The organism is Nocardioides sp. YIM 152588 (assembly GCF_040191335.1).
In the GTDB taxonomy this organism is placed as follows: domain Bacteria; phylum Actinomycetota; class Actinomycetes; order Propionibacteriales; family Nocardioidaceae; genus Nocardioides.
The window spans coordinates 1-24,402 of sequence record NZ_JBEGDJ010000063.1 but is presented as its reverse complement, the minus strand read 5'-3'; the positions used below and the strand labels follow the sequence as shown (position 1 = coordinate 24,402).

The window sequence follows — 24,402 nt, the reverse complement described above, 5'->3', positions numbered from 1 at the left end:
GCTCGACGTCGTCGTCGCCGACCTGTGAGCCGCCGCTCCGCCTGCCCGTGTGAGGCGGCCGCCGCCGTACCGCACGAGCGGGCGGAGCCGGCGGCGGGCGTCGGTGCCCGGCGCCGCGTCGGCGCCCCGCCGGAGCGGCCCGAGGTCGGCTCCGGTCCGTCGCTGACCCGTGGCATCTGGCACGCGCTGTGGATCCGGCCGTGGTGGGGCGCCTGGTCGATCCTGCTCTTCCTGGGCGGGTCGGTGATGGCGCCGCTGGGTGTGATCACCGGCTTCCTGTGGGGCCACGTCGTCGAGCGGCTCGCCGCCGGTGAGTCGACGCTGCTGCTGACCGTGCTGCTGGTGGTCGCCCTGCTCTCCGCGCCCCTGTTCCTGGCCGACGCCTTCCGGCGCTACCCGCGCTGGTGGATCGAGGTCATGCTGCGGGTCCGGATGACGGTGCTGCTCGGCCAGATCCGTACCCGTCGCCTGCCGCGCACGCCGCCGGGCGAGGTGGTCGCCCGCACGATGGACGCCGACCGCTACGCCCGGTACGCCGACCGCTGGGTCGACTTCGTCAACGGACTGCTGATCGCGCTGATCACCATGGTCGTCGGCGGCACCTGGCTGGCCGGTGGCATCCTGCTCGCGGTGATGCTCGCGAGCGCCCTCGCCGCGACGCTGGGCCGGCCGATCGCCGGCCGCTCGGCCTCGCGCTCCTCGGCGGCCCGGGCCTCGTTCGGGCGGGCCGTGGTCTCCGCGGTGGAGTCGGCGCGCACCGTGAAGCTGGCCGGCCGGACCCCGCAGGTGCGTGCGCACCTGCGCCGCGTCGACGGCGGCCGGGTCGAGGCCGCGGTCTTCGAGCACCGGGTCCAGGCGTGCCTGGACGGCGTGCCGATCGTGATGGTCCAGGTCGGCGTGGTCGCCGCCTGGGCCCTGTACCTGGCGGACGTGTGGGGGCTGGCCACGGCGCTGCTGGTGGCCACCGCGGTCAGCGGCTTCGACTGGTTCGGCCGGGTCTCCGGCGCCGTCGTCACCGAGGCGCCCGGCACCCGGGCCTGGCAGCGTGCGACCAGCCGGTTCGCCGGTGGGCGCGACCTGACCACGCTGCCCGAGGGCATCGACCTGGTCACCGGCGAGGCCCCGGACCCGGACCCGGTGAGGCGGGTCCGGCTCGACCGGCTCGAGCTGGCCGGGTTCTCCGCGGTCCACGACGACGGCACGATCGGCGTCGAGTCGGTCGACCTCGCGGTCGAGCGCGGCGAGCTGGTGCTGCTGGTCGGCCAGGTCGGCTCCGGCAAGTCGAGCCTGCTCGCGGCGCTCGCGGGGCTGATCGACCACCGCGGCGCGGTGCGCTGGAACGGCGAGGACGTCTCCGACCCCGAGGTCTTCCTCAAGCCCGGCCAGGTCGGCCACGTCGCGCAGGTCCCGCGGGTGCTGTCGGGCTCGTTCTCCGACAACGTGCAGCTCGGGCACGACCGGGCCTTCGACCAGCCGGTCGCCGACGCCCGCCTCGGCGAGGACGTCGCGGCGGCCGGTGGCCCGAAGGCGCTGGTCGGGCACCGCGGCGTGCGGCTCTCCGGTGGCCAGGTCCAGCGGCTCGCCCTGGCCCGGGCGCTGGCGGCCGACGCCGAGCTGCTGCTCGCCGACGACGTCTCCAGCGCGCTGGACGCCGCCACCGAGATCGAGCTGTGGTCCGCGCTGCGGTCCCGCGACACCACCGTCATCGGCGCCACCTCCAAGCGCGCGGCGCTGGCCCAGGCGGACCGGGTCGTCGTGCTCGTGGACGGCGGGATCGCCGCCGTCGGCCCGTGGGCGCAGCTCGCCGAGCGGTGGGGGCACCTGGCGGGCTGACGTCTGGGTCGTGTGCCTGAGGCATCGCTATGTGGGGGTGTCGGGCACACGAGGCTCGCTGGCCGTGGTTGGGCCCCGGTGGGGTCGGGTCGTGTGCCTGAGGCATCGCCATACCGGGGTCTCAGGCACACGACCCCCGCCCGAGCCGTACCCACCCACCCGCGGCCGGCGCGCCGGTCAGGCGTAGAGGGCCAGCAGGCTCTTGCCCGCCGTGGCGACGATCTCCTCGGGGGTGGCCTCCAGCGCCCCGTCCAGCCACGCGGTGACGAGCTCGGCCATGCCGCCGATGAACAGCAGGCCGGCGATCTCCTCCTCGTGCGCGCTGCGGTGCGGCAGGCCGAGGCGGTCGCGGGCGTCGACGGCGGAGCGGTGCCCGAAGTCGCGCAGGATCTCGGTGCGGCGGGCGCGGAGCGCGGGCATCGCGCCGGCCTCGATCACCGCGACCCGGCCCTTGCGCGGGTCGTCGGTGAGGAACCGCACGAAGGCCTCGAGGACCGCGGTGGCCTGGCTGACGGGGTCCTGCCCGGCGGCTTCGGCGGCGGCCTGGGTGACCTCCTCGATCTCGGTGGCGACGGAGTCGAGGACGGCGCGCAGCGCGTCGTCGAGGCTGCGGAAGCTCTCGTAGAAGTAGCGCTCGGTGAGCCCGGCCGCGCTGCACACGGCGGTCATCGTGGTGCGCTGCTCCGGGTCCGCCCACACCTCCAGCGTGGCCGCGAGCAGCCGGGCGCGGCGCTCCGAGGCGCGGTCCTCGGCGCTCACCCCGCGGTAGACACCGGACTGCACGGCCATGACCCCACCCTCTCACGCCGCGCCGCCCCGCACGGGGAGGCCGAGAGGCGCCGGGGAGGAAGGTTGACAGGGTCCCCTTTCAGAATCATGCTCGCCTATGACGTACGTCACAGTTGACGACGCCCGAGGAGGCGCGATGAGTCAGGTCACCGCCGAGCGAACCCGGCAGCGGCGCGGAGAGGGGCCCCGGGCCGCGCGCCCGATCCCGGCCCTGGATCCCGGCGACCGGGGGCTCCCGGTCTTCGGCCGCATCTTCGACTACGCCAAGGACCCGGTGGCGCTGATGCGGCACCAGTGGGAGACCTACGGCCCGGTGGCGCCGTTCAACGCCTTCACCACCGACGCCGTCATGCTGCTCGGCCCCGACGCCTGTGAGGAGGCGCTGACCAACCGCGACAAGGCCTTCGCCAACGGGCCGGCCTGGGGTCAGATCGTCGGGCCGTTCTTCACCCGCGGCCTGATGCTGATGGACTTCGAGGAGCACCACGGCCACCGGCGGATCATGCAGGAGGCGTTCACCCGGACCCGGCTGGAGTCCTACGCCGAGGCGATGCACCCGGCGATCGCCCGCGGCATGGACGAGTGGGGGAGCGACGCCGCCTTCCCGGCGTACCCGCGCCTGAAGCAGCTCACCCTCGACATCGCCGCGGACATCTTCATGGGCGGCGCTGCCGACCACACCCGCGCCGAGATGGACCGGGTCAACCGCGCGTTCATCGCCTGCGTCCAGGCCGCCGCGGGGATCGTGCGCGCGGACGTGCCGCTGACCCGGTGGGGGCGCGCCTTCCGCGGTCGCAGGGTGCTGGAGGAGTTCCTGCGCCACTACCTGCCGGCCAAGCGCGCCGAGCGGACCGACGACATCTTCTCCGTGCTGTGCCACATCGAGACCGAGGACGGCGACCGGTTCTCCGACGACGACGTCGTCAACCACATGATCTTCCTGATGATGGCGGCCCACGACACCTCCACCATCACCACCTCGACGATGCTGCAGTACCTCGGGCAGCACCCCGAGTGGCAGGAGCGGTGCCGCGCCGAGGCCCTCGCGCTGGGACCCGAGCCGACGCTGGCCGAGCTGGAGGGGCTGGAGAGCATCGACCTGGTGATGCGGGAGGCGCTGCGCCTGCGGGCGCCCGTGCCGATGCTGTCGCGGCACACGGTCAAGGACACCGTCGTGCAGGGCGTCCGGATCCCCGCCGGCACCGACGCCATGGTCTGCGTGCAGTGGTCGCACCTGATGGAGGAGTACTGGACCAACCCCTTCGTCTTCGACCCCGAGCGCTTCGGGCCGCGGCGGCGCGAGGACAAGTCCCACCGCTACGCCTGGGAGCCGTTCGGCGGCGGCGTGCACAAGTGCATCGGCCTCTACTTCGCCGGGATGGAGATCAAGGCGATCATGCTCCGGATGCTGCGCGAGTACCGGTGGAGCGTCCCGCCGGGGTACGTCGTCCCGCTCGACAACCACTCGCTGCCGTTCCCCAAGGACGGCCAGCCGCTCGACCTGGTCCGCACGGCTCCGACGGGGGGTGCGCGATGACGCTCGCCGAGTCGACCGCCCCGGGGGCCGCCACGTCCGCCACGTCCGACGGGTCCGGATTCCGCCCCTCCTGGTTCACCGACCACCGCCTCGCCTCGCTGACCCGCTGGGTGGCCGTGCCCGCCTCCGGCGGCGACGGAGCCCTCACCGCCACGGCCCCGTACGACGCCCGCCCGACCGCGCCGGTCCCGGCCGGCGTCCCGGCGGACGTGGCCGCGGCGGTCGACCTGGCGCGGGGCGCGCAGCCGGCCTGGGCGGAGCTGCCCTTCGACGAGCGCGCCGCGGTCGTCCTGCGCTTCCACGACCTGCTCGTCGAGCGGCAGGACGAGGTGATGGACCTGATCCAGTGGGAGATGGGCAAGGCCCGCTTCCACGCCTGGCAGGAGGTGCTCCAGGTCGCCAACCTGGCCCGCCACTACGCGCGGCGCGGCGCGTCGTACCTGGCCGACCGCAAGGTGCGCGGCGCGATGCCGGGGTTGACGTCGGTGCGCGAGGTGCGGATGCCGAAGGGCGTGGTCGGGATCATCTCGCCGTGGAACTACCCGCTCTACCTCGGCGTCGGCGACGCGATCCCGGCGCTGCTCGCGGGCAACACGCTGGTCGGCAAGGCCGACCCGCAGACGCCGCTGACGCTGCTGTGGACCCGGGCGCTGATGGCCGAGGCGGGTCTGCCCGAGCACGTGTGGCAGGTGGTCGCCGGCCCCGGCGCGCCGATCGGCGAGGCACTGGTGGACCACGTCGACTACGTCTCCTTCACCGGCTCCACCGCGACGGGCCGGGCGGTGGCCGAGCGGGCGGCGCGGCGGCTGATCGGCGCCTCGCTGGAGCTGGGCGGGAAGAACCCGCTGATCGTGCGCGCCGACGCCGACCTGGACGTCGCCGCGCGCGGCACCGTCGCCGCGGCGTTCGCCAACACCGGGCAGATGTGCATCCACATCGAGCGGGTGGTCGTGGACGGCGCCGTCTACGAGGAGTTCCGCGAGCGGCTGCTGGCCCACACCAGCGGGCAGAGGCTGGGGCAGGCCTTCGACTTCGGCTGCGACGTCGGGTCGCTGGCGTCCGAGGCGCAGCTGGAGAAGGTGACGGCCCACGTGGCGGACGCGGTGGCGAAGGGGGCGACCGTGCTGGCCGGCGGTCGGGCGCGGCCGGACATCGGCCCGTACTGCTACGCCCCGACCGTGCTGGAGGGCGTCACCGAGGAGATGGACCTGTGCCTGGGGGAGACCTTCGGGCCGGTGGTCGCGCTCTACCGGTCCTCGGGGGACGAGGAGGCGCTGCGGATCGCCAACCAGGGGTCGGCGGGGCTGTCGGCGTCGGTCTTCAGTCGCGATCTCGCCGGCGCCGACCAGCTGGCGCGGCGGATCCGGGCGGGCTCGGTCAACATCAACGACGGCGCCGCGCTGGCCGCCGGCTCCATCGAGGCCGGGATGGGCGGGATGGGCGACAGCGGGCTGGGGCGCCGCCACGGGCCGGAGGGGATCCGCAAGTACACGGAGTCCCAGACCATCGCCGCGTCCCGGATCGGCCCCGTCGGGCCACCGCCGGGGATGGCGCTGGAGAGGTTCGTCGGGATGGGCAACGGGCAGCTGCGGCTGCTGCGGCGGCTCCGGGTGCGCTGACGGGTGCGCTGGCGGGTGCGCTGGCGGGTGGCTCGGGCGCCGGGGTCGTGTGCCTCTGGCTTCACTCCGGTCACGCCGGACAGGGACTTCGTGCGCTTGTCACCCGTTGCAACGGGTGACAAGCGCAGGAATCACCGGTCAACCGGTGATTCCTGCAGCGCCGGCCCCTCAGACCTCCGGCAACCCCGCCAGCAACTGCTCCCGCGCCTCGGACCAGTGCCGCCGCACGGTCCGCTCACTGGCGACGGCCCGCATCATCCGCAGCCCCCGGATGGTGGCGATGGTGGTCGCCATCGCGGCGCCGAACTCGGGCCGGTCGACCAGGTGCGGCGCGGCCTGCCGCGCGCCGTCGCCGAGCGTCGTCATCACCGCCCGCTCGAAGCGGGTGAGGTGGCGGCGCAGGTCGTCGTCGGTGCGGGCGGCGGTGAGCAACTCGAGCTGGGCGAAGGAGACCGGGCCGCTGAAGATCTCCCAGAGCCGGTCGACCAGCACCGCGTACTGCGCCCGCGGACCGCCCTCGCCCCCGTCCGGCGCGCCGAGCGGCTTGGCCGCCAGGTCGGCCACCAGCCGGTCGGTGAGGTGGCTGAGCGCCTCGACCACGAGCTCGGCCTTGGTGGCGAAGTAGTGGGCCTGCGCTCCGCGGGTCACCCCGGCGCGCTCGCAGACCGCGACCGTGGTCAGGCCGGCGTACCCGCGGTCGACCAGCACGTCGATGGTCGCGTCGAGCAGCGCTCCGCGGGTCGCCGCCCGCCGCTCCGCCTGGGTCCGTCGCGCGCGCCGCGGACCGGTCGTCGATCCGGTGTCGGCAGCGGGCTCGGGGGCGGTCATGACGGTCCATCCAACCGCGAGCCTCGGTGCATTTCCATGCTTGAGTGCCGAAAAGTTTCATGCCACCCTGAGGTCGCCGATGTGGCGTGGCTCACACCCTGCGAGGAAGGACCAGGATGGATTTCGACGACACCCCCGACGAGGCGGCCTGGCGGGCCGAGGTGCGTGCCTTCCTCGCCGAGCACAAGGCCGAGCTGGGCGACCGCGCCGAGGAGGGGCGGGCCTTCGACAACGAGGTCTCGCGCCGCCGGCAGGCGCTGCTGTACGACGCCGGCTACGTCGGCGTGACCTGGCCGGTCGAGGCCGGCGGCCGGGGCGGTACGCCGATGCAGCAGGCGATCATCGACCAGGAGGTGGCCCGCGCCGGCATCCCCGCGCTGATCAACCTGATCGGCATCGGCATGTGCGGACCGACCGTGATCGGGCACGGCAGCGACGACCAGAAGGACCGGTACCTCCGGCGGCTGCTGCGCGGCGACGACGTGTGGTGCCAGCTGTTCAGCGAGCCGGCCTCCGGCAGCGACCTCGCCGCGCTGCGCACCCGCGCGGTCCAGGACGAGCAGGGCGACTGGCACGTCACCGGGCAGAAGGTCTGGACCACCCTGGCCCACCTCTCCGACTACGGGATCCTGCTCACCCGCACCGACCCGGACGTGGCCAAGCACCGCGGGCTGACGATGTTCGTGGTCGACATGAAGGCCCCCGGCGTCACCGCGCGGCCGCTGCGGCAGATGACCGGCGGCGCCGAGTTCAACGAGGTGTTCTTCGACGACGTGGTGATCCGCGACTCCGAGAGGCTCGGCGACGTCGGGGACGGCTGGCGCGTCGCGCTGACCACGCTGATGAGCGAGCGGCTCACCCTCGGCGGCGGCGGCAGCGACATCGGCGCCAACGTCGAGAAGGTCGCCGAGCACGTCGCGTCCCGGATCGGCGCGCTCGCCGAGGTCCGGCAGGCGCTGGTCCGTCAGGACTTCGCGCGCTCCTACGTCGCCACGCTCGGCGCGCGCTACACCGGCTACCGGCTGCTCACGGCGCTGTCGCGGGGCACCTTCCCCGGCCCCGAGGCCTCCGCCGGCAAGCTCGCCGGCACCCGCGCCGCCCGGGAGCTGGCCGACCTCGCGGTGCGGCTGCTCGGGGACGACGCGGTCTACGCCGCCGACGCCGCGGGCAACGCCGGCTGGCAGATGCTGCAGGCCGGGCTGCCCGGCATGGCGATCGCCGGCGGGACCAACGAGGTGCTGCGCAACATCATCGGCGAGCGGGTGCTGGGCCTCCCGCCGGAGCCGCGCGCCGACAAGGACAAGACGTTCCGAGAGCTCGCGGCAGCGGGCGCCTGAGGGGGACAGCGATGTACTTCGACCTGAGTGACGAGCAGCGCGACCTCGCCGCGGCCGCGCGCGACTTCCTGGCCGGCTCCGCCTCGCCCGCCGCGGCCCGCGCCGCGCTGGACGACCCGGACGCCGCGATCGGGCCCGGCCGCACCGAGCTGGCCAAGAGCGGGTTCGCCGCGATCACCGTTCCGGAGGAGGCGGGCGGTGGCGGCGGTTCGGTCCTCGACCTGGCCGTCGTCGCCGAGCAGGCCGGCCGGGTCCTGGCCGGCCCCTCCCTGGTCACCTTCGGCCGGGCGGCGGTGCTGCTCGAGGGCGACGCCGACCGGCTGGCCGCGCTCGCCGACGGCAGCCTGGCGGTCGCGGTGAGCGACGGCGGCCCGGTCCTGGACGCCGCCGGCGCCGAGGTCTTCCTGGCCCGGCGCGGCGACGACGTGGTGCTCGCCCGGGGCGGCGTCACCCGCCGCACGCCGGTCGACCCGACGCGGGGACTGGCGGACGTCGTACTGGAGGAGGGCGAGGTGGTCGCTGCCGTCGCGGACGGAGCCGCGGAGCGCTGGACCCACGCCGAGCGGGTCGGCCGCGTGGTCCTGGCCGCGGAGGGCCTCGGCGCCGCGGCGCGGGCGCTGGAGATCGGCGTGGCCTACGCCAAGGAGCGGCACGCCTTCGGTCGCCCGATCGGCTCCTACCAGGCGGTCAAGCACGCGCTGGTCGACGTCTACGTGGAGGTCGAGCAGCTGCGGTCCCTGGTCTGGTGGGCGGCCTGGGCGGCCGACCAGGCGCCCGACGAGCTGCCACTGGCCTCCGCGGCGGCGAAGGCGGCGGCCGCGTCCGCCCTGGAGCTGGCCGCCGAGACGCTCGTCCAGGTGCACGGCGGGATCGGCTTCACCTGGGAGCACGACGCCCACCTGTACTGGCGGCGCGCCAAGGTGGACCGGTTCCTGCTCGGCGACGACGTCGAGGCGCTCGACGAGGTGGCGCTGATCGCGCTCTCGGCCGCGGCCGGGACGGAGGTGGCCCGATGAGCGCCGCGGCCGCGGGTGCCGCGGAGACCGGCAAGCACAACCTGGCCAGGCTCGCGGAGGAGTACTACGAACGGGTCGGTGACTTCGACACGCTGTGGTTCGAGGGCGCCTGGCACACCACGGGTGAGATCCACGACCGGGCCGCGCGGGTCGCCGGCGGCCTGCGCAGGATCGGGATCGAGCCGGGCGACCGCGTCGTGGTGCTGATGATGAACACGCCCGAGGTCTTCGTCAGCTACCAGGCGATCTGGCGGGCCGGCGCCGTGGTGACCCCAGTGATCTTCCTGCAGACCGAGCCCGAGCTGCACCACATCCTGGAGGACTCCGGGGCCAAGGCGGTGATCGTCAGCGACCTGCTGGTGCCGCTCGCCGCGTCCGCCGCGCAGGGGCTGGACCTGCAGCTGATCGTGGTCGGGGACGTGCCCGAGGGCGTCGAGAACGCGATCCCGTACGCCGACCTGGAGACCGCCGACCCGGCGCCGATCGAGCCGCGCGCGGACCAGGACCTGGCCGCGCTGCTCTACACCGGAGGCACCACCGGCCGGGCCAAGGGCGTGATGCTCAGCCACCACGGCCTGTGGGAGTCCGGCCGGGGCGTCGAGGCGATCGCCCGGTCGATCGACGCCACGCGCACGCTGCTGCCGCTGCCGCTCTCGCACGCCTTCGGCCTGATCGTGACGATCGCGGGGCTGCACACGGACCGGCAGATCGCCTCCTTCATGCAGCGCTGGTTCGACGCCCAGAACTGGCTCGAGCTGGTCCAGGAGTACAAGATCGAGTCCAGCTCCGTGGTGCCGTCGATGCTGCAGATGATCCTGGCGCTGCCCTACGCCGACTACGACCTCAGCTCGCTCACCTCCTGCGGCTCCGGGGCGGCCCCGCTGCTGCCGGCGATCCGCGAGGAGGCCGAGCGCGGGCTGGGCATCACGCTGCTCGAGGGCTACGGGTGCACCGAGTCCAGCGCGGTGATCTCGACGCCGCCGTCGGTCGAGGAGAACCGCCCGGGCAGCGTCGGCAAGCCGCTGCCGCAGCACGAGGTGGCGATCCTGGACCCGCTCGGCAACCCCGTGCCGACCGGCGAGGAGGGCGAGATCTGCCTGCGGGGCGACGGGATCATGCTCGGCTACTGGAACGACCCCGAGCAGACCGCGCGCACGGTGGTCGACGGCTGGCTGCACACCGGTGACGTGGGCCGCTTCGACGAGGACGGCTACCTCTACATCGTGGACCGGGTGAAGGACCTGATCATCCGCGGTGGCTTCAACGTCTTCCCCCGCGACGTGGAGGACGCCCTGCTGGAGCACGAGGCGGTGGCCGGGGCGGCGGTGGTCGGCGTACCGGACGAGGCCAAGGGCGAGGAGGTGGTCGCGGTGGTGGCGCTGCACCCCGGCCACGCCGCGGAGCCGGAGGAGCTGGTGGAGTTCGCGAAGGCGCGGCTGGCGAAGTACAAGTACCCGCGCGAGGTGCGCATCGTCGAGGCGGTGCCGCTGACCAGCGTCGGCAAGACCGACCGGAAGGCGGTGCGGGCGCTCGTGCGGGGCTGACGGGCTCGCGAGGAGATCGTTGCCCGTGTGGGGAGTGGCCGGTCGTGTGCCTCAGGCTCCTCAGATGTCACGCGGGACAGGGGTTTCGGTCACTTGGCAGGCAATGCAACGCCTGTCAAGTGACCGAATCACCGGTCGACCGGTGATTCCGACGCCGGCGCCTCACCCCCGGAACCGCACCAACCCCTCCTGCGCCGCGCTCGCCACCAGCGTCCCGTCGCTCAGGTGCACCTGCGCCCGGGTCAGGGTCCGCCCGTCGGCGGCCCAGGGCGAGTCCAGGCGCCACAGCGTCCAGGAGTTCACGTCGAAGGGGCGGTGGAACCACAGGGCGTGGTCGAGGGTCGCGGGGGAGACGCTGCTGTCGTACGCGCTCCGGGCGTGCGGGCGCAGCGCCGTGTGCAGGATCCGCATGTCGCTGGCGTAGGTGAGCGCAGCGGCGTGCAGCACCGGGTCGTCGGGCACGGTCGCGCCGGGCCGCTTCCAGATCAGCGTCGGCTCCTCCGCCGGCGCCGGCGTCGAGAACCAGTGGGGGCCGAGACCGACGGTGCGCAGCTCGAACGCGTCGAGCGACGTGCCGTAGGAGGTGAACGCGTGGCGCCCCGGCAGCACCTCGGTCAGCACGTGGTGGTCGGCGCGCAGGGAGTGCGGTGCGGGAGCCGTGGGGCCGGTCACCTGGTGGCGGCCGCCCTGCTGGGCGGTGGCGAAGGAGCAGGTGAGCTCCATGATGACCGCGCCGTCCTGGACGGCGCTCACCCGGCGGTGGCTGATGGAGCGGCCGTCGCGCAGCCGTGCCACCTCCATCCGCAGCGGGCGCCGGGCGTCGCCGGCTCTCAGGAAGTAGGCGTGCAGCGAGTGGGGCGGCCGGTCCGTCCCGGAGCCCTCGACGGTGCGCGCCGCCGCGACCAGCGCCTGGGCGGCGACGAGACCGCCGAAGACGTGGCCGGTGTGCACGCTGGTGCGCGCGTGCTCGGCGGCGAAGACGTCCTGGCCGTGGGTGGTGTCGGGAGCCGGGGCGAGGTCGAGCAGCTCGAGCAGCTCGGACATCGGGGTGGTCCAGGCACCCTCGTCGGCCGGGGCGGGGGCGGCGCCGGAATCTGCGGAGGTCACGCGCCACAACCTACGTGCCGGAGCGGCGTCGGGGCCGCGGGTCACGGCACGCAAGATATCGGCACTTCTGCCGACGGGTCGTGGTGTGACCCTTGACACACTCTGCGCGGGGTGCGAAGACTGACAGGGATTCCTGTCAGACGAGCGTCGAGGTGCCGAAGTGTCCGAGTCTCGTGAGATCGCCGGCCTGTCCATCATCGTGACCGGCGGGGCGCGGGGCATCGGCCGCGCCACCGTCGAGCGCCTCGCCCGCGCCGGCGCCTCCGTCGCCGTCGGCGACCTCGACCCGGACCTGGCCGCCGACGCGATCGCCCCGTTCGGCGACCGGGTCGCCGCCGCCCGGCTCGACGTCACGGAGCCGGCCTCCTGGCGCGAGTTCCTCGAGGCGACCGGTCACCTCGGTCCCTGGGACGTCCTGGTCAACAACGCGGGGATCATGCCGCTCGGGTCGATCCTCAAGGAGGCCGACGAGGTCACCCGGGCGATCTTCGACGTCAACACGCTGGGCCCGATCAACGGCACCAAGGCGGTCGCGCCCGGCATGGTCGAGCGCGGCCACGGCCACATCGTCAACGTCGCCTCGGCGGTCGGGCGGATGGCGGTCGCCGACGGCGCGACGTACTCCGCCTCGAAGCACGCGGTGGTCGGCTTCACCGAGGCGATCCGCGCCGAGCTGGGGCCGCACGGCCTCGACGTCTCGATGATCCTGCCCAGCGTGGTGCAGACCGAGCTCTCCTCGGGCATCCCCGCGCTCAAGGGCGTGCCCAGCGTCACCGCCGACGACGTGGCGGCGATCATCGAGGGGGTCATCCGCAGACCGCGCGCCGAGGTGTGGGTGCCGCGCTGGACCCAGGGGCTGATGAAGGCGATCGGCGCCTCGCCCCGGGTGCTGCAGGACGCGCTCGGCAAGGTCGGCGAGTCCGGGAACGTGCTGGCCCAGGCGGACCCCGCAGCCCGGGCAGCCTACGAGGAACGCGCCCGGCGCAACGCCCGCTGAACCACGCGACCCGACCAGCCACCGACCCGAGAGGCCCGCCATGACCGACGAGACCCCGTTCCAGATCGACGGCTTCTGCCACCTCGCACTGGTCTGCTCCGACATGCGGCGCACGGTGGACTTCTACTCCGGCCTGCTCGGCCTGCCGCTGGTGAAGACCCTGGAGCTCCCGGACGGCGGCGGCCAGCACTTCTTCTTCGAGGTCAGCCCCGGCTCCTACCTGGCGTTCTTCTGGTTCCCCGACGCCCCCGACCCGGTACCGGGCGTCTCCTCGGCGGCCGACATGCCGGGGTACGGCGAGATCACCTCCGCCGTCGGCTCCATGAACCACGTCGCCTTCACGATCCCCGAGGACCGGTTCGAGGACTACAAGGAGCGCCTCGACGCGGCCGGCGTCCGCACCGGCTTCATCCTCAACCACGACGACAGCCCCTGGGGCGTCGCCGCGAAGATGCACCCCGGCGTCTTCATCCGCTCCCTCTACTTCCTCGACCCCGACGGGATCCTGCTGGAGCTCGCCGCCTGGACCCGCGAGATCGGGCCCGACGAGGCGCGGCACGAGCCCCGCACCGCCGCCGACCGCACGGCCCGCGTCGTCCCGGCGGAGGCCTGAGGTGCCGCGGCTGCGCCAGGTCCCGCGCGCGGAGGCCGAGGCCGAGATCGTGACCTCGATGTACGACCTGCTCTTCGGGGACCGCGACCCGGTCGCCGAGCCCGGCACCGACACCGGTACGCCGGGGGACTGGTGGACCGTCTTCGCGCTGGTGCCGGACGTGCTCAAGCACGCGGTGCAGGGGTTCGTGCTGTACCGCTCCGAGCGGCGGCTGCTCGACCCCGTCCTGCGCGAGCTGGGCCAGACCCGCGCCGGCTGGGCGCGCGGCAGCCAGTTCGTCTTCTCCCAGCACTGCAAGGCGCTGCGCGCCCTCGGGGTCCCCGACGAGAAGGTCGAGGCGGTCGCCGGATGGCAGGTCTCGCCGCACTTCGACGAGGTCGAGCGGGCGGTCCTGGCCTACACCGACGCGCTCGTGCACGACGGCGGCCGGGTCGCCGACGAGGTCTTCGACGCGCTGCGCCGGCACCTCTCCGACGAAGAGGTGCTCGAGCTGACCTACATCACGGCGCTGTACGAGATGCACGCCGTGATGAGCCGCGCGCTGCGCACCGAGTTCGACGACCGGCCCGAGCCGATCGTCGAGGTGGCGGCCCCCGAGGGCGGCGGCGCGTACGACGTCGGCGCGGCGATCTCGGGGCAGCGGTGAGCCACGCCGACCCCCGGGCCGCCCACGACCGGCCCGACCCGGCGGAGCTGCTCGCCGCGGTCCGCGAGCACCTCGACCGCCCGGCCGACGGCGACCGGGACCGGCTGCACCGCCGGGTGGCGAGCAACGTCGTCGCGCTGGTGGAGCGGCAGCTGGCCGCCGCCGACGACGACGCCGCGGCCCACCGCGCCCGACTGGCCCAGCTCGGCGTCGCCGACAACGCCGAGCTCGCCGAGCTGGTCGCCGGCCTGGACGAGGCCGACCCGCGGTACCCGGCGGTCAACGCCGCCCTCGCCGCGTGGGCGCGGGCCAAGGTCGCCGTCAGCAACCCCCGCTACCTGGAGGAGAGATGAGCACCGACATGAACGCGCGGACCACCGGCGGGCCGGCGCAGGGGCCGGACGACGTACCGGACCGGGTGCGCGCGCTCCGCGCCCGGGTCAAGGAGTTCGTGGTCGACCTGGTGGAGCCGGCCGAGCCGGTCCTGCACGAGGGCGGGCCGGAGGCCGACGTGCTGATGGGGCGGCTGCAGCGGCAGGCGCGGGAGGCCGGGCTGTGGGCGATCGGCCACCCCGAGCACCTCGGCGGCGGCGGGCTGCCGTTCCTCGACTACGTGCACGTCAACGAGGTGCAGGGGCGCAGCGAGTTCGGCCAGGTGGCGCTGGGCACCTTCACGCTCCAGGACTCGCTGATGCTGGACCGGTACGCCAGCGAGGAGTGGCGGGAGAAGTACCTGCGCCCGATCGTCGAGGCCGAGTTCTGGCCCAGCTTCGCGATGACCGAGCCCGGGATCGCCGGGTCGGACCCGACGCGGCTGCGGACCTCGGCCGTGGTGGACGGCGATGCGTGGGTGATCAACGGCCGCAAGTGGTTCACCACCGGCGCCCAGCACGCCCGCTACACCACCGTGATGGTGCGCACCGAGACCGACGCCCCGGTGCACGAGAGCTTCTCGCTGATCATCGTGCCCACCGACGACCCCGGGTACCGGATCGTCCGCGACACCCCGGTACTGGGGATGGCCTCCGACCACTGCGAGGTCGCCTACGAGGACCTGCGGGTGCCGCTGGCCAACACGCTCGGCCCGCGCGGGGCCGGGTTCCGGATCGCGCAGGAGCGGCTCGGGCCGGGGCGGATCTTCCACGCGATGCGCTGGCTCGGGCAGGCGCAGCGGGCCTTCGACCTGATGTGCCACCGGCTCAACCAGCGCGAGGCCCACGGCTCCCGGCTGGCCGACAAGCAGCTGATGCAGCAGCACGTCTTCGACTCCTGGACCGAGATCCAGTCCGCGCGGCTGATGACCCTGGCGGCCGCCCGCCGGATGGACGCCGGCGACCAGGCCCGGGTCGAGATCGGCGCGCTCAAGGTGGCCGGGGCCCGGGTGCTGCACGACGTGGTGGACCGCGCGCTCCAGGTCTACGGCGCCGAGGGGCTCACCGACGACACCCCGCTGAGCCGGATGTACCGGGCCGCGCGCCTGGCCCGGTTCTACGACGGCCCCGACGAGGTGCACATCCAGTCGGTGGCCACGCGCCTGCTGCGGGGGTACGACGCCGGGCGGGAGTGGGACTTCGGCGACCGGTGAGCCGCGCGCCTGGCCGCCCGGTCCGGGGGCGGGCGGCCAGGCGGGGCGGGTGCTCAGGCGGTGAGCAGCAGCATCGCGTCGTACTCGGCCTCGGCGACGCGGCGGCCGATCGCGGCCAGCTCGACGGACCGCTCCGCGCCGCCCAGGTGCCGGCCGACCTGGTGCAGGCAGATCACGCCCCACCGGAAGCAGCCCATCACCTGCCACCAGCGCAGCCGGTCGGCCTCCACCGCGCCTCCGCCGGCGGCCCGGTAGGCGGCGACCAGGTCGGCGACCTCCCCGCAGCCGGCCACCTCGCCGGCGTGGCCGAAGCGCCAGGCCCGGATCGTCAGCCAGGCCAGGTCCTCGACGGGGTCGCCGAGGTGGGCCAGCTCCCAGTCGAGCACCGCGGTCACGCCGTCGGGGGCGACCAGCACGTTGCCGAGCCGGAAGTCGCCGTGCACGAGGCGCGGTGAGACCGGCGCGGGCCGGTGGCGCCGGAGCCAGGCGGCGACGTGGGCCAGGATCGGGTGCGGCTCGGGCTCGGCGTCGAGGATCGCGGTCCACGCGTCGAGCTGGTCGTCGGACGGCAGGTCCGCGGCCGCCCCGGTGAGCGCGGCCGGGTCGATCGCGTGCAGGCGGGCCAGGATGCCGCCGGCCTCGGCGGCGAAGCGGGCGCGGAACCCGGCCAGCGCCGGGTCGCGCAGGATCCGCTGCGGCACGGACTCGCCGGCGACGTGGCTCATCAGCACGTACCCGGCGGCCAGCGGACCCGGGCCGGTGCCGTGGGCCAGCACCTCCGGGCTCGGTACGCCGTGCCGCCCGGCCGCCTCCATCAGGGCCGCCTCGCGCAGCAGCGCCGGCGCGTCCAGGGAGCCGGGGGTGTTCAGCCGGAGCACCAGCGCGGGCGCACCGTCGCGGGGGAGCAGCCAGGTCTCGCGCGACGCCCCCGCCGGGAGCCGGACGGCGTCGCGGACGCCGTTCGCGGCCCCGGGAGCGGCGGTGTCGAGCGCGGCGACCAGGTCCGCGGGTGCGCCGGCGGGTGGGGAGACGGCCGCGTTGGCTGACATGACCGGGATTGTATGCAGTGATGGCCGAGGTGCGCAGCACGGAGACCGTCGTGGTGACACGGGGTCACGCCGGTGGCCTACCCCGCGGATCGGTGCGCAGTCCCGCCAGCAGCGCGTCGCGCCCCTGCAGGATGTGCTCGGCCATCAGGGCCCCGGCGCGGGCGGGCTCGCGGGCGGCGACGGCGTCCCGGATCAGCCGGTGGAACTCGTGGGACTGGCGCGACTGCTCGGGGCTGAAGCCGCGGAAGGAGCGGAACACCAGGGCGGCGTCGACCGTGCGCAGCAGCAACTGCTGCAGGGGGCGGTGGCGGGCGGCCGCGGCGATGCCGAGGTGTATCTCGGCGTTGGCGGCGTCCAGGGCCCGGGTCCGCTCGAGCGGGTCGGTGGGGCCGGCCGTCAGCGCCGCCCCGAACGCCGCGATGCCGGCGTCGACCACCCCCAGGTCCTCGGCGGTGTGCCGCTCCGCGGCCAGCTCGGCGGCGTACCCCTCCAGCCGGGCGCGCAGCGCGTACAGGTCGGCCACGTCCTCGGCCTCGACGGTCCGGACGGTCGCGCCGCGGTGCGGCTCGATCCGCACCAGGCCCTCGGCATCGAGGGTGCGCAGCGCCTCCCGGACCGGGGTGCGGGAGAGCGAGAACTCCTCGGCGATCCGCTGCTCGACCAGCCGCGCGCCGGGCTCGTAGCGACCCTCGACGATCGCGGTCCGGATCTGCTGGTACGCCGACCGGGCGGACGCGCGGGAAGACGGCTCGGGCACCCGACGAGGATAGCCCGCGGCCACCGGCACCCTGGCCCCCGGCGGCCCAGATTGCATACAATCCGGCCATGAGTGGCCCCCTCGCCGGCATCCGGGTGCTCGAGCTCGGCAGCTTCATCGCGGGCCCGTTCGCGGGCCAGCTCCTCGCCGACTACGGCGCGGAGGTGGTCAAGGTCGAGCCGCCCGGGCGCGGCGACGCGATGCGGACCTGGGGGCACACCCGCGACGGCGAGAGCCTGTGGTGGCCGACCATCGCCCGCGGCAAGCGCTCCCTCGCGCTCGACCTGCACGGCGAGGAGGGCCGCGCGGTGCTCCGCGCGCTGGCCGACGAGGTCGACGTGGTCCTGGAGAACTTCCGCCCCGGGCTGCTCGAGCGGTGGGGGCTGGACCACGCCACGCTGGCCCGCACCAACCCCGGGCTGGTGACGGTGCACGTCAGCGGGTTCGGCCAGACCGGGCCCCGGGCCGGGGACGCCGGGTTCGGCAGCATCGGCGAGGCGATGGGCGGCGTCCGGCACACGACCGGCGAGCCCGACCGGCCGCCGGCCCGCGCCGGGATCAGCCTCGGCGACTCGCTGGCCGCGCTGTTCGCGGTGATCGGCACGCTCGCCGCCCTCAACGAGCGCCACGCCAGCGGCCGCGGCCAGGAGGTCGACGTCGCGATCTACGAGGCGGTCGCGGCGCTGATGGAGTCGACGATGGCCGACCACGCGCTCGCCGGGATCACCCGGGGGCGGTCCGGCTCGGTGCTGCCCGGCGTCGCGCCCTCCAACGTGTACCCGACCGCCGACGGGTCCGGCGTGATCCTCGCCGCCAACGCCGACGCCGTCTTCGCGCGGCTGGCGGCGGCGATGGGTCGCGCCGAGCTCGCCGGCGACCCCCGGTTCGCCGACCACCAGGCCCGCGGCGCCCACGCCCGCGACCTCGACGCCCTGATCGGCGCCTGGACGGCGACGTACGACGCCGAGGACCTGCTGGCGGCGCTGGCCGGCGCCGGGGTGCCGGCCGGGCGGATCTTCACCGCCGCCGACATGCTGGCCGACCCGCACTACCGGGCCCGCGAGATGGTGCTGCACCTGACCAACGCCGCCGGCCACGAGGTGCCCAGCGCCGGTCTGGTGCCCAAGTTCTCCCGGTCGAGGCCGCCGGTGCCGCGGCCCGGCCCGCCGCTCGGCGCCGACACCCGGACCGTGCTCGCCGACGCCGTCGCCCGGGCGGGGCTGGACTACGCCGCGCTGCTCGCCGCGGGCACGATCGCGGAACCGGTCGGTGGCCCCGCGGCGGGTGCGCCGGACGCCTCGGCGACGACCTAGTCCGACTGGACTAAGTCCGCTAGGATGGTCGCATGTCGACCGTCAACATCCACGAGGCGAAGACGCACTTGTCGCGCCTGCTCGAGCGGGTGGAGGCCGGGGAGACGGTCACGATCGCGCGCGCCGGCAAGCCGATCGCCGACCTCGTGCCGCACGTCCGCGCGGACATCGTGTTCGGCACCCTCGCCGACGGGCTCTCCTACGACGACGCGACCTTCGACGAACCGGACGAGGCGATCGACGCCCTCTTCGGCCTCATCGGCCCGGCATGAGGGGCGTGCTGCTCGACACCCACGTCGTGCTCTGGGTGCTCCAGGACAGCCCGCGGCTCGGGGAGGCCGCCCGTGGCCTCGTTGCCGGCGCCCCGCAGGCGTGGTGGTCCGCCGCCAGCGCCTGGGAGCTCGCGATCAAGTCCTCCCTCGGCAAGATCGAGCTGCCGGACGACCTCACCGGGGCCGTCGCGGCGAGCGGCCTCCGGGAGCTGCCCGTGACGGTCGACCACGCCCTCGGAAGCCAGGGCGCCGGGCTCGCCCACCGCGACCCGTTCGACTCGGTGCTGGTCGCCCAGGCCCGCGCTGAGCGTCTGCTCCTGGTCACCGCCGACGCGAAGATCCTGGGCGCCTGGTCCGAGGCCGTCGACGCCCGCACCTGAGCGCACCGCGACAGGGTCGTGTGCCCCAGAAACCGCCTTGCGGGATTCTCGGGCACACGACCCACGCCAATGCCGTCGGCTCGACAGGTGATTCGGGCAACACCCGGAATGAGCCGCCGCGATCACCGGTTGCCACCTCACATGACCCCGCCCGCGCACCCGGCCACCCCGCTGGCCGCCCGATGACGACGACCGACACGGCCTCGACCGACCCCGCGCGGACCGCTCCCACCCGCACCGCCCCCACCAGCCCCGACCGCGCCGCGATCGCGATCCTCGCCCTCGCGGTCGGTGGCTTCACGATCGGCACCACCGAGTTCGTGACGATGGGCGTGCTGCCCGACATCGCGGGCGGGCTGGGCGTCTCGGTGCCCACCGCCGGGCACGCGATCTCCGCCTACGCGCTCGGCGTCGTCGTCGGCGTACCGATCCTCGCGTTCTTCGGGGCGAAGCTGCCGCGCCGGGCGATGCTGGTCGGCCTGATGGGCGCGTACGCCGCCTTCAACCTGCTCAGCGCCGTGGCGCCGACGTTCGCGGTGCTGACCGTGGCGCGGTTCCTCGACGGGCTGCCGCACGGCGCCTACTTCGGGGTCGCCAGCCTGGTCGCGGCGGGGCTGGTGGCGCCGGGCAAGCGGGGCCGCGCCGTGGCGGCGGTGATGCTCGGGCTCTCCGTCGCCAACGTGGTGGGCGTGCCCGCGGCGACGTGGCTGGGGCAGAACCTGGGCTGGCGGGCCACCTACCTGGCCGCCGCCGGGCTGGCGCTGCTCACGGTGGCGGCGGTGCTGGCCGCGGTGCCGGCGATGCCGGGCAACCCGGAGACGAGCGGTCGCAGGGAGGCCCGGGAGTTCTTCGGCAACGCCCAGGTCTGGCTGACCATGGCCGCCGGCGCGGTCGGGTTCGGCGGCCTGTTCGCGGTCTACTCCTACATCGCCCCGACCGTCACCGAGGTCGGCGGGCTGGGGCGCGGCACCGTCCCGCTCTTCGTGCTCGCCCTCGGCCTCGGCATGGTCGCGGGCACCTGGCTGGCCGGCGAGCTCGCCGGGATCTCGGTCTTCGGCAGCCTGCTCGGCGGCGGGATCGCCTGCGGCGTGGTGCTGGTCGTCTACTTCTTCGCCGCCCCGCACGGGTGGTGGCTGTGGCCGGTCGCGTTCCTGGTCACCGCCACCGGGTCGGTGCTGGTGGTCAACCTCCAGCTGCGGCTGATGGACGTCGCCGGCAACGCGGTCACGCTCGGCGCGGCGATGAACCACGCCGCGCTGAACGTCGCCAACGCCCTCGGCGCCTGGGCCGGCGGCGTGGTCATCGCGGCCGGCTTCGGCTACCGCGCCCCGGCACTCGTCGGCGCCGCGCTGGCGGTCCTCGGGGTCGGGATCCTGCTCTGGTCGGCGACCCTGCACCGGCGCGGCGCCCCCGCCTGACGGGCCGCGGCGTGGAAACGGTCTCATCCCTCGCCGACCCGTTTGATTCCCGATCGCACTTTCCTGCGAGAATCGTCGCCATGTCCGCGACCACCGCCCAGCAGCCCGCGCCGGAGACGGCGCCGCCGGCGGTTCCCGAGGCGGGCCCGCGTCCGCGCGTGCTCTCCGGGATCCAGCCGACCGCCGACTCCTTCCACCTCGGCAACTACGTGGGAGCGGTCCGGCAGTGGGTGGACCTGCAGCGCGACCACCAGCCCTTCTTCTTCATCGCCGACCAGCACGCGATCACCGTCGACTGGGACCCGAAGCTGCTGCGCGAGCGGACCCTGCGTGGCGCGGCGCAGCTGCTCGCCGCCGGTGTCGACCCGGCCAGGTCCGCGATCTTCGTGCAGAGCCACGTGCCCGCCCACGCCCAGCTGGCGTGGGTGCTCAACGGCCTGACCGGCTTCGGCGAGGCCCGCCGGATGACCCAGTTCAAGGACAAGACCGCGAAGGGCGGCGAGGGCGCGGCGAGCGTCGGCCTCTTCGCCTACCCGGTCCTGATGGCCGCCGACATCCTGCTCTACCGGCCGCACTACGTGCCGGTCGGTGAGGACCAGCGCCAGCACCTGGAGCTGACCCGCGACCTCGCGCAGCGCTTCAACGGCCGGTTCAAGAAGACCTTCCGGGTGCCGGAGCCCTACATCCTCAAGGCGACGGCGAAGCTGTACGACCTGCAGGAGCCGACCAAGAAGATGTCGAAGTCGAGCTCCGGTCCGATGGGCCTGATCGAGATGCTCGAGGAGCCCAACCGCACGGCGAAGAAGATCCGCTCGGCGGTGACCGACTCCGGCTCGGAGATCCGGTTCGACCTGGAGGAGAAGCCCGGGGTGAGCAACCTGCTCACGATCTACTCGGCGCTCACCGGCGAGCCGGTCCCGGCCCTGGAGGAGCAGTACGCCGGCAAGATGTACGGCGACCTCAAGAAGGACCTCGCCGAGGTCGTGGTCGGCTTCGTGACGCCGTTCCGGGACCGCACCCTGGAGCTCCTCGACGACCAGGCCTACCTGACCGAGGTCCTCGCGCAGGGCGCGGAGACCGCGGGCGCGGTGGCCGAGGCCACGCTGCGCGACGTCTACCAGCGGATCGGCTTCGTGGCTCCTGCCGCCCCGGCACCGTCGGCGGGTCGGTGACGAGCGGCTGATGCTCACCATCGGCGTGGCGATCGCCATCCCCGAGCCCTGGGCCGCCCGGCTCGAGGAGTACCGCCGCGCCATCGGCGACCCCACCGCGTCCGGGGTGCCGACCCACATCACGCTGATCCCGCCCACGGACCTGCCGATCCGCGACCTCGACGTGATCGAGACGCACCTGAAGGGGGCGGCCGCGGAGGTGGAGCCGTTCCTGGTGCACCTGCGCGGCACGGGGACGTTCCGGCCGGTCTCGCCGGTCGTCTTCGTCGGGCTCGTGGAAGGGATCTCCCGGTGCGAGCAGCTCGCTGCCGCCGTACGGCGGGGACCGCTCGCCGTGGACCTCGACTTCCCCTACCACCCGCACGTCACCGTGGCCCATCACCTCGGCGACGACGACCTCGACCGGGCGTTCGAGGATCTCTCGGGTTTCGACTGCGCCTTCGAGGTGAAGGATTTCCACCTGTACGTCCACGAGGGGGAAGCGGGGTGGAAGGTGAGGAGCACGTTCGCGCTCTGAGCCGGTACGGATGACGGCACTCGCAGACCAGCAGGCCAAGGCGCGCAAGACGCTGGCCACCGCCCGCCGCAAGGGACCGCTGCTGGACCACGTGATCCGCACGGTGCAGCACTACGGCGCGGTCAAGGGCAACCTCCAGGCCGGCGGCATCACCTACTTCGGCTTCATCTCCTTCTTCCCGATCCTGGCCCTGGCCTTCGCGGTCGTCGGCTACGTGGCGCGGTGGTTCCCCGACGCGGAGGACAACCTGGTCACGGCTCTGAACTCGATCTTCCCCGGCCTGATCGGCACCGGCGAGGGGCAGATCTCGCTGGACACCATCTCCAGCGCGGCGCCGAGCATCGCCTCGATCGGTCTCCTCGTCGTCCTCTACTCCGGCCTCGGCTGGCTCTCCAACACCCGCTCCGCCCTGCTGGTCCTGTTCGACCTCCCGAACTGGGACCAGCCGAGCTTCGTGATCGGCAAGGTGCGCGACCTGATCACGCTCTCGGTGCTGGGCGTGGTGCTGATCGCCAGCGTCGGCCTCTCCGGCCTGCTGCGGGGGCTGTCCGAGCAGATCCTGGACTGGGTCGGCCTCGCCGGCGACCTGGGCTGGGCGCTCAACCTCACCGCGGTCGTCTTCGGCCTCGCCGTGAACACGTTCCTCTTCTACGCGATGTTCCGGCTGCTGGCCCGCCCCGACATCCCGCAGCGCGCGCTGCTCTCGGGCGCCTTCCTCGGCGGCATCGGCTTCGAGGTGCTCAAGCAGATCTCGGCGTGGCTGCTGCAGTCGACGTCGAGCTCGCCGGCCTTCCAGGCGTTCGGGATCGCGCTGATCCTGGTGATCTGGATCAACTACGTCTCCCGCGTCCTGCTCTACGCGGCCGCCTGGGCGTACACCGCGCCGTCGGCCCGCGGCACGCACGTGGACCACTCCCAGATGGTCCTCGGGCCCCAGCTCCCGCCGCGCGGGCTGGAGGCCGAGGACCGGAGCTGGGTGGGCCCGTTCGCCGGCGGTGCCGCCGCGATGCTGGCCGTCGTCGCCGTCGTACGCCGCCGTCGTTGAGGCGCCCGCACCCCCCGCACATCGCAGCACCTGATCCGAGAACCGAGGAAGTACCCATGAAGTTCGAGCGCAAGCACGCCGTCCTGCTCCTGGCCGTCGCGACCTGGAACGTGATCAGCTTCGGCAACTTCGCCAAGAACCTGTACGGCGCCTACGAGGCCGGCGAGGAGCGCGCCACCGGCTACTGGGTCGCGCACTCGGTGCTGATCGTGGTCAACATGGCGATCGCCGCGGCCCTGGGCTCGCTCGGCTGGAAGGCGCTGCGGAGCGCGCGCGACGCCTGACACGGCGCGGATGGGTGCCGCCGACCCCCGCCGCCTAGACTGCGGGCAAGACCGACCGCGCTCCGCCGTGAGCGCGCACCCCTGGAAGGCCGAGCGATGGGCGACCTCCCCGACGTGACGGCGCCACGGCGCCGTCTCCTCGGTGGCCGCGGCGTCGCCGCGGGCGTGGTCGCGGCGTTCGGCGCACTGGTCGCGCACGTCGCCTCCGGCGGCACCGTCGAGGTGGTGCCCGGACTCGTGGCCCTCGCGGTCGCGCTGCCCCTCGGCACGGCGATGACCCGCCGCCGCGTGGTCGACCTGCGGCGCCTGGCCGTGGTGGCCGTGGCGGTCCAGGCGGCAGGCCACCTCACCCTGATGACGAAGCCGGCCGTGGCGTCGGCCGAGGCCCCCTCCGGCGCCCACGCCCTGCATGCGCACGGCTCGGGCGGGATCCACCCGACCGCGATGGTGCTGCTGCACCTGCTCGTCGCCGTCGTCACCGTGGCGGTCGCCGCCGGGCTGGACCGGGCCATCCTGGTCCTGGTCGGCGAGCTGGTCGCGCGGTGGCTGCCGCGGCTCGTCGGCGCCGTCCGCGTCCCGGTACGGCGCCAGGCCCACGGCGTCGCGCGCCGGGCCGTGGCCACGGTGCGCGCGTGCGCTGGCTGTGGGGCCACGCGGCGGTGCGCACGCTGACCCTGGTGATCCTGGCCTTCAACTTCACCTGGGGCGCCGCGTGGTCGGTGCTGGTGCTCTACTCCCTCGACG

The 24,402-nt window shown here is 74.2% G+C and carries 25 protein-coding genes; 20 read left to right on the top strand and 5 right to left on the bottom strand.

Going from position 1 to position 24,402, the window contains the following annotated elements; genetic code table 11:
• Window positions 1–1,833, top strand: a 1,833-nt coding sequence (locus ABLM29_RS19885; RefSeq protein WP_349716293.1) for an ATP-binding cassette domain-containing protein, incomplete at its 5' end; no start/stop codon positions are given.
• Between the two features lie 177 nt (window positions 1,834–2,010).
• On the opposite strand, the gene ABLM29_RS19880 is transcribed toward ABLM29_RS19885, so the two are convergent.
• The gene (locus ABLM29_RS19880) at window positions 2,011–2,622 is read right to left on the bottom strand and encodes a TetR/AcrR family transcriptional regulator (protein ID WP_349716292.1); all 612 of its coding nucleotides are present in this window, start codon (window positions 2,620–2,622) and stop codon (window positions 2,011–2,013) included.
• A gap of 136 nt (window positions 2,623–2,758) precedes the next feature.
• On the opposite strand from ABLM29_RS19880, the gene ABLM29_RS19875 reads away from it, so the two are divergent.
• Both ABLM29_RS19875 and ABLM29_RS19870 read left to right on the top strand, forming a co-directional pair.
• Complete coding sequence (locus ABLM29_RS19875) at window positions 2,759–4,159, top strand: cytochrome P450 (RefSeq protein WP_349716290.1); 1,401 nt, start codon at window positions 2,759–2,761, stop codon at window positions 4,157–4,159.
• Window positions 4,156–5,778 carry a succinic semialdehyde dehydrogenase gene (locus ABLM29_RS19870; RefSeq protein ID WP_349716289.1) on the top strand — a complete coding sequence of 541 codons (1,623 nt, stop codon included), beginning with the start codon at window positions 4,156–4,158 and terminating at the stop codon, window positions 5,776–5,778. Before ABLM29_RS19875 ends, ABLM29_RS19870 begins: the two co-directional genes overlap by 4 nt.
• A 168-nt stretch (window positions 5,779–5,946) precedes the next feature.
• Here the strand turns inward: ABLM29_RS19870 and ABLM29_RS19865 are convergent, their stop codons facing one another.
• Entirely contained in the window at window positions 5,947–6,606 is a 660-nt protein-coding gene (locus ABLM29_RS19865; protein WP_349716288.1) for a TetR/AcrR family transcriptional regulator, read from the bottom strand.
• 116 nt (window positions 6,607–6,722) lie between these two features.
• Between ABLM29_RS19865 and ABLM29_RS19860 the strand changes: the two genes are divergently transcribed.
• The 3 genes from ABLM29_RS19860 to ABLM29_RS19850 are packed head-to-tail and all read left to right on the top strand — an operon-like array spanning window position 6,723 to window position 10,503.
• Window positions 6,723–7,943 (top strand): acyl-CoA dehydrogenase family protein, encoded by a 1,221-nt coding sequence (locus tag ABLM29_RS19860; protein WP_349716287.1) that lies wholly within the window; start codon window positions 6,723–6,725, stop codon window positions 7,941–7,943.
• Between the two features lie 11 nt (window positions 7,944–7,954).
• The gene (locus tag ABLM29_RS19855; protein ID WP_349716286.1) at window positions 7,955–8,959 is read left to right on the top strand and encodes an acyl-CoA dehydrogenase family protein; all 1,005 of its coding nucleotides are present in this window, start codon (window positions 7,955–7,957) and stop codon (window positions 8,957–8,959) included.
• Entirely contained in the window at window positions 8,956–10,503 is a 1,548-nt protein-coding gene (locus ABLM29_RS19850; protein ID WP_349716285.1) for a class I adenylate-forming enzyme family protein, read from the top strand. Before ABLM29_RS19855 ends, ABLM29_RS19850 begins: the two co-directional genes overlap by 4 nt.
• A gap of 162 nt (window positions 10,504–10,665) precedes the next feature.
• On the opposite strand, the gene ABLM29_RS19845 is transcribed toward ABLM29_RS19850, so the two are convergent.
• Window positions 10,666–11,610 (bottom strand): acyl-CoA thioesterase, encoded by a 945-nt coding sequence (locus ABLM29_RS19845; RefSeq protein ID WP_349716284.1) that lies wholly within the window; start codon window positions 11,608–11,610, stop codon window positions 10,666–10,668.
• A gap of 160 nt (window positions 11,611–11,770) precedes the next feature.
• Between ABLM29_RS19845 and ABLM29_RS19840 the strand changes: the two genes are divergently transcribed.
• Genes ABLM29_RS19840 through ABLM29_RS19820 form a run of 5 tightly spaced genes read left to right on the top strand, consistent with a single transcriptional unit; the run spans window position 11,771 to window position 15,451 of the window.
• On the top strand, window positions 11,771–12,607 hold the full coding sequence (locus tag ABLM29_RS19840) for an SDR family oxidoreductase (RefSeq protein WP_349716283.1): 837 nt from the start codon (window positions 11,771–11,773) through the stop codon (window positions 12,605–12,607).
• A 40-nt stretch (window positions 12,608–12,647) separates the two neighbouring features.
• On the top strand, window positions 12,648–13,220 hold the full coding sequence (locus tag ABLM29_RS19835; RefSeq protein ID WP_349716282.1) for a VOC family protein: 573 nt from the start codon (window positions 12,648–12,650) through the stop codon (window positions 13,218–13,220).
• A gap of 1 nt (window position 13,221) precedes the next feature.
• A complete protein-coding gene (locus ABLM29_RS19830; RefSeq protein WP_349716281.1) occupies window positions 13,222–13,866 on the top strand; it encodes a carboxymuconolactone decarboxylase family protein in 645 nt (214 codons plus the stop codon).
• On the top strand, window positions 13,863–14,219 hold the full coding sequence (locus tag ABLM29_RS19825) for a DUF6285 domain-containing protein (RefSeq protein WP_349716280.1): 357 nt from the start codon (window positions 13,863–13,865) through the stop codon (window positions 14,217–14,219). The genes ABLM29_RS19830 and ABLM29_RS19825 overlap by 4 nt, the downstream gene beginning before the upstream one ends.
• The gene (locus ABLM29_RS19820) at window positions 14,216–15,451 is read left to right on the top strand and encodes an acyl-CoA dehydrogenase family protein (RefSeq protein ID WP_349716279.1); all 1,236 of its coding nucleotides are present in this window, start codon (window positions 14,216–14,218) and stop codon (window positions 15,449–15,451) included. The genes ABLM29_RS19825 and ABLM29_RS19820 overlap by 4 nt, the downstream gene beginning before the upstream one ends.
• Window positions 15,452–15,504: 53 nt before the next feature.
• On the opposite strand, the gene ABLM29_RS19815 is transcribed toward ABLM29_RS19820, so the two are convergent.
• Together ABLM29_RS19815 and ABLM29_RS19810 are read right to left on the bottom strand one after the other, a co-directional pair.
• Window positions 15,505–16,500: a phosphotransferase family protein gene (locus ABLM29_RS19815; RefSeq protein WP_349716278.1), complete on the bottom strand. Its 996-nt coding sequence runs from the start codon at window positions 16,498–16,500 to the stop codon at window positions 15,505–15,507.
• Between the two features lie 64 nt (window positions 16,501–16,564).
• Window positions 16,565–17,257 (bottom strand): GntR family transcriptional regulator, encoded by a 693-nt coding sequence (locus tag ABLM29_RS19810; RefSeq protein WP_349716277.1) that lies wholly within the window; start codon window positions 17,255–17,257, stop codon window positions 16,565–16,567.
• Between the two features lie 68 nt (window positions 17,258–17,325).
• On the opposite strand from ABLM29_RS19810, the gene ABLM29_RS19805 reads away from it, so the two are divergent.
• From ABLM29_RS19805 to ABLM29_RS19765, 9 genes are all read left to right on the top strand, one after another.
• Entirely contained in the window at window positions 17,326–18,570 is a 1,245-nt protein-coding gene (locus tag ABLM29_RS19805; RefSeq protein WP_349716276.1) for a CaiB/BaiF CoA transferase family protein, read from the top strand.
• Window positions 18,571–18,602: 32 nt separating this feature from the next.
• Window positions 18,603–18,842, top strand: coding sequence for a type II toxin-antitoxin system Phd/YefM family antitoxin (locus tag ABLM29_RS19800; RefSeq protein WP_349716275.1), 240 nt, complete (start codon window positions 18,603–18,605; stop codon window positions 18,840–18,842).
• Window positions 18,839–19,222 (top strand): type II toxin-antitoxin system VapC family toxin, encoded by a 384-nt coding sequence (locus ABLM29_RS19795; protein ID WP_349716274.1) that lies wholly within the window; start codon window positions 18,839–18,841, stop codon window positions 19,220–19,222. The genes ABLM29_RS19800 and ABLM29_RS19795 overlap by 4 nt, the downstream gene beginning before the upstream one ends.
• A 182-nt stretch (window positions 19,223–19,404) precedes the next feature.
• Window positions 19,405–20,640: an MFS transporter gene (locus ABLM29_RS19790; RefSeq protein ID WP_349716273.1), complete on the top strand. Its 1,236-nt coding sequence runs from the start codon at window positions 19,405–19,407 to the stop codon at window positions 20,638–20,640.
• Between the two features lie 80 nt (window positions 20,641–20,720).
• A complete protein-coding gene (gene trpS, locus ABLM29_RS19785) occupies window positions 20,721–21,812 on the top strand; it encodes a tryptophan--tRNA ligase (RefSeq protein ID WP_349716272.1) in 1,092 nt (363 codons plus the stop codon).
• 10 nt (window positions 21,813–21,822) lie between these two features.
• Window positions 21,823–22,329 (top strand): 2'-5' RNA ligase family protein, encoded by a 507-nt coding sequence (locus ABLM29_RS19780; protein WP_349716271.1) that lies wholly within the window; start codon window positions 21,823–21,825, stop codon window positions 22,327–22,329.
• A 10-nt stretch (window positions 22,330–22,339) separates the two neighbouring features.
• Window positions 22,340–23,374, top strand: coding sequence for a YihY/virulence factor BrkB family protein (locus tag ABLM29_RS19775; RefSeq protein WP_349716270.1), 1,035 nt, complete (start codon window positions 22,340–22,342; stop codon window positions 23,372–23,374).
• A 56-nt stretch (window positions 23,375–23,430) separates the two neighbouring features.
• Window positions 23,431–23,658 carry an SCO4848 family membrane protein gene (locus ABLM29_RS19770; protein ID WP_349716269.1) on the top strand — a complete coding sequence of 76 codons (228 nt, stop codon included), beginning with the start codon at window positions 23,431–23,433 and terminating at the stop codon, window positions 23,656–23,658.
• 96 nt (window positions 23,659–23,754) lie between these two features.
• Window positions 23,755–24,330 (top strand): hypothetical protein, encoded by a 576-nt coding sequence (locus ABLM29_RS19765; RefSeq protein WP_349716268.1) that lies wholly within the window; start codon window positions 23,755–23,757, stop codon window positions 24,328–24,330.
• Window positions 24,331–24,402: the final 72 nt, after the last annotated feature.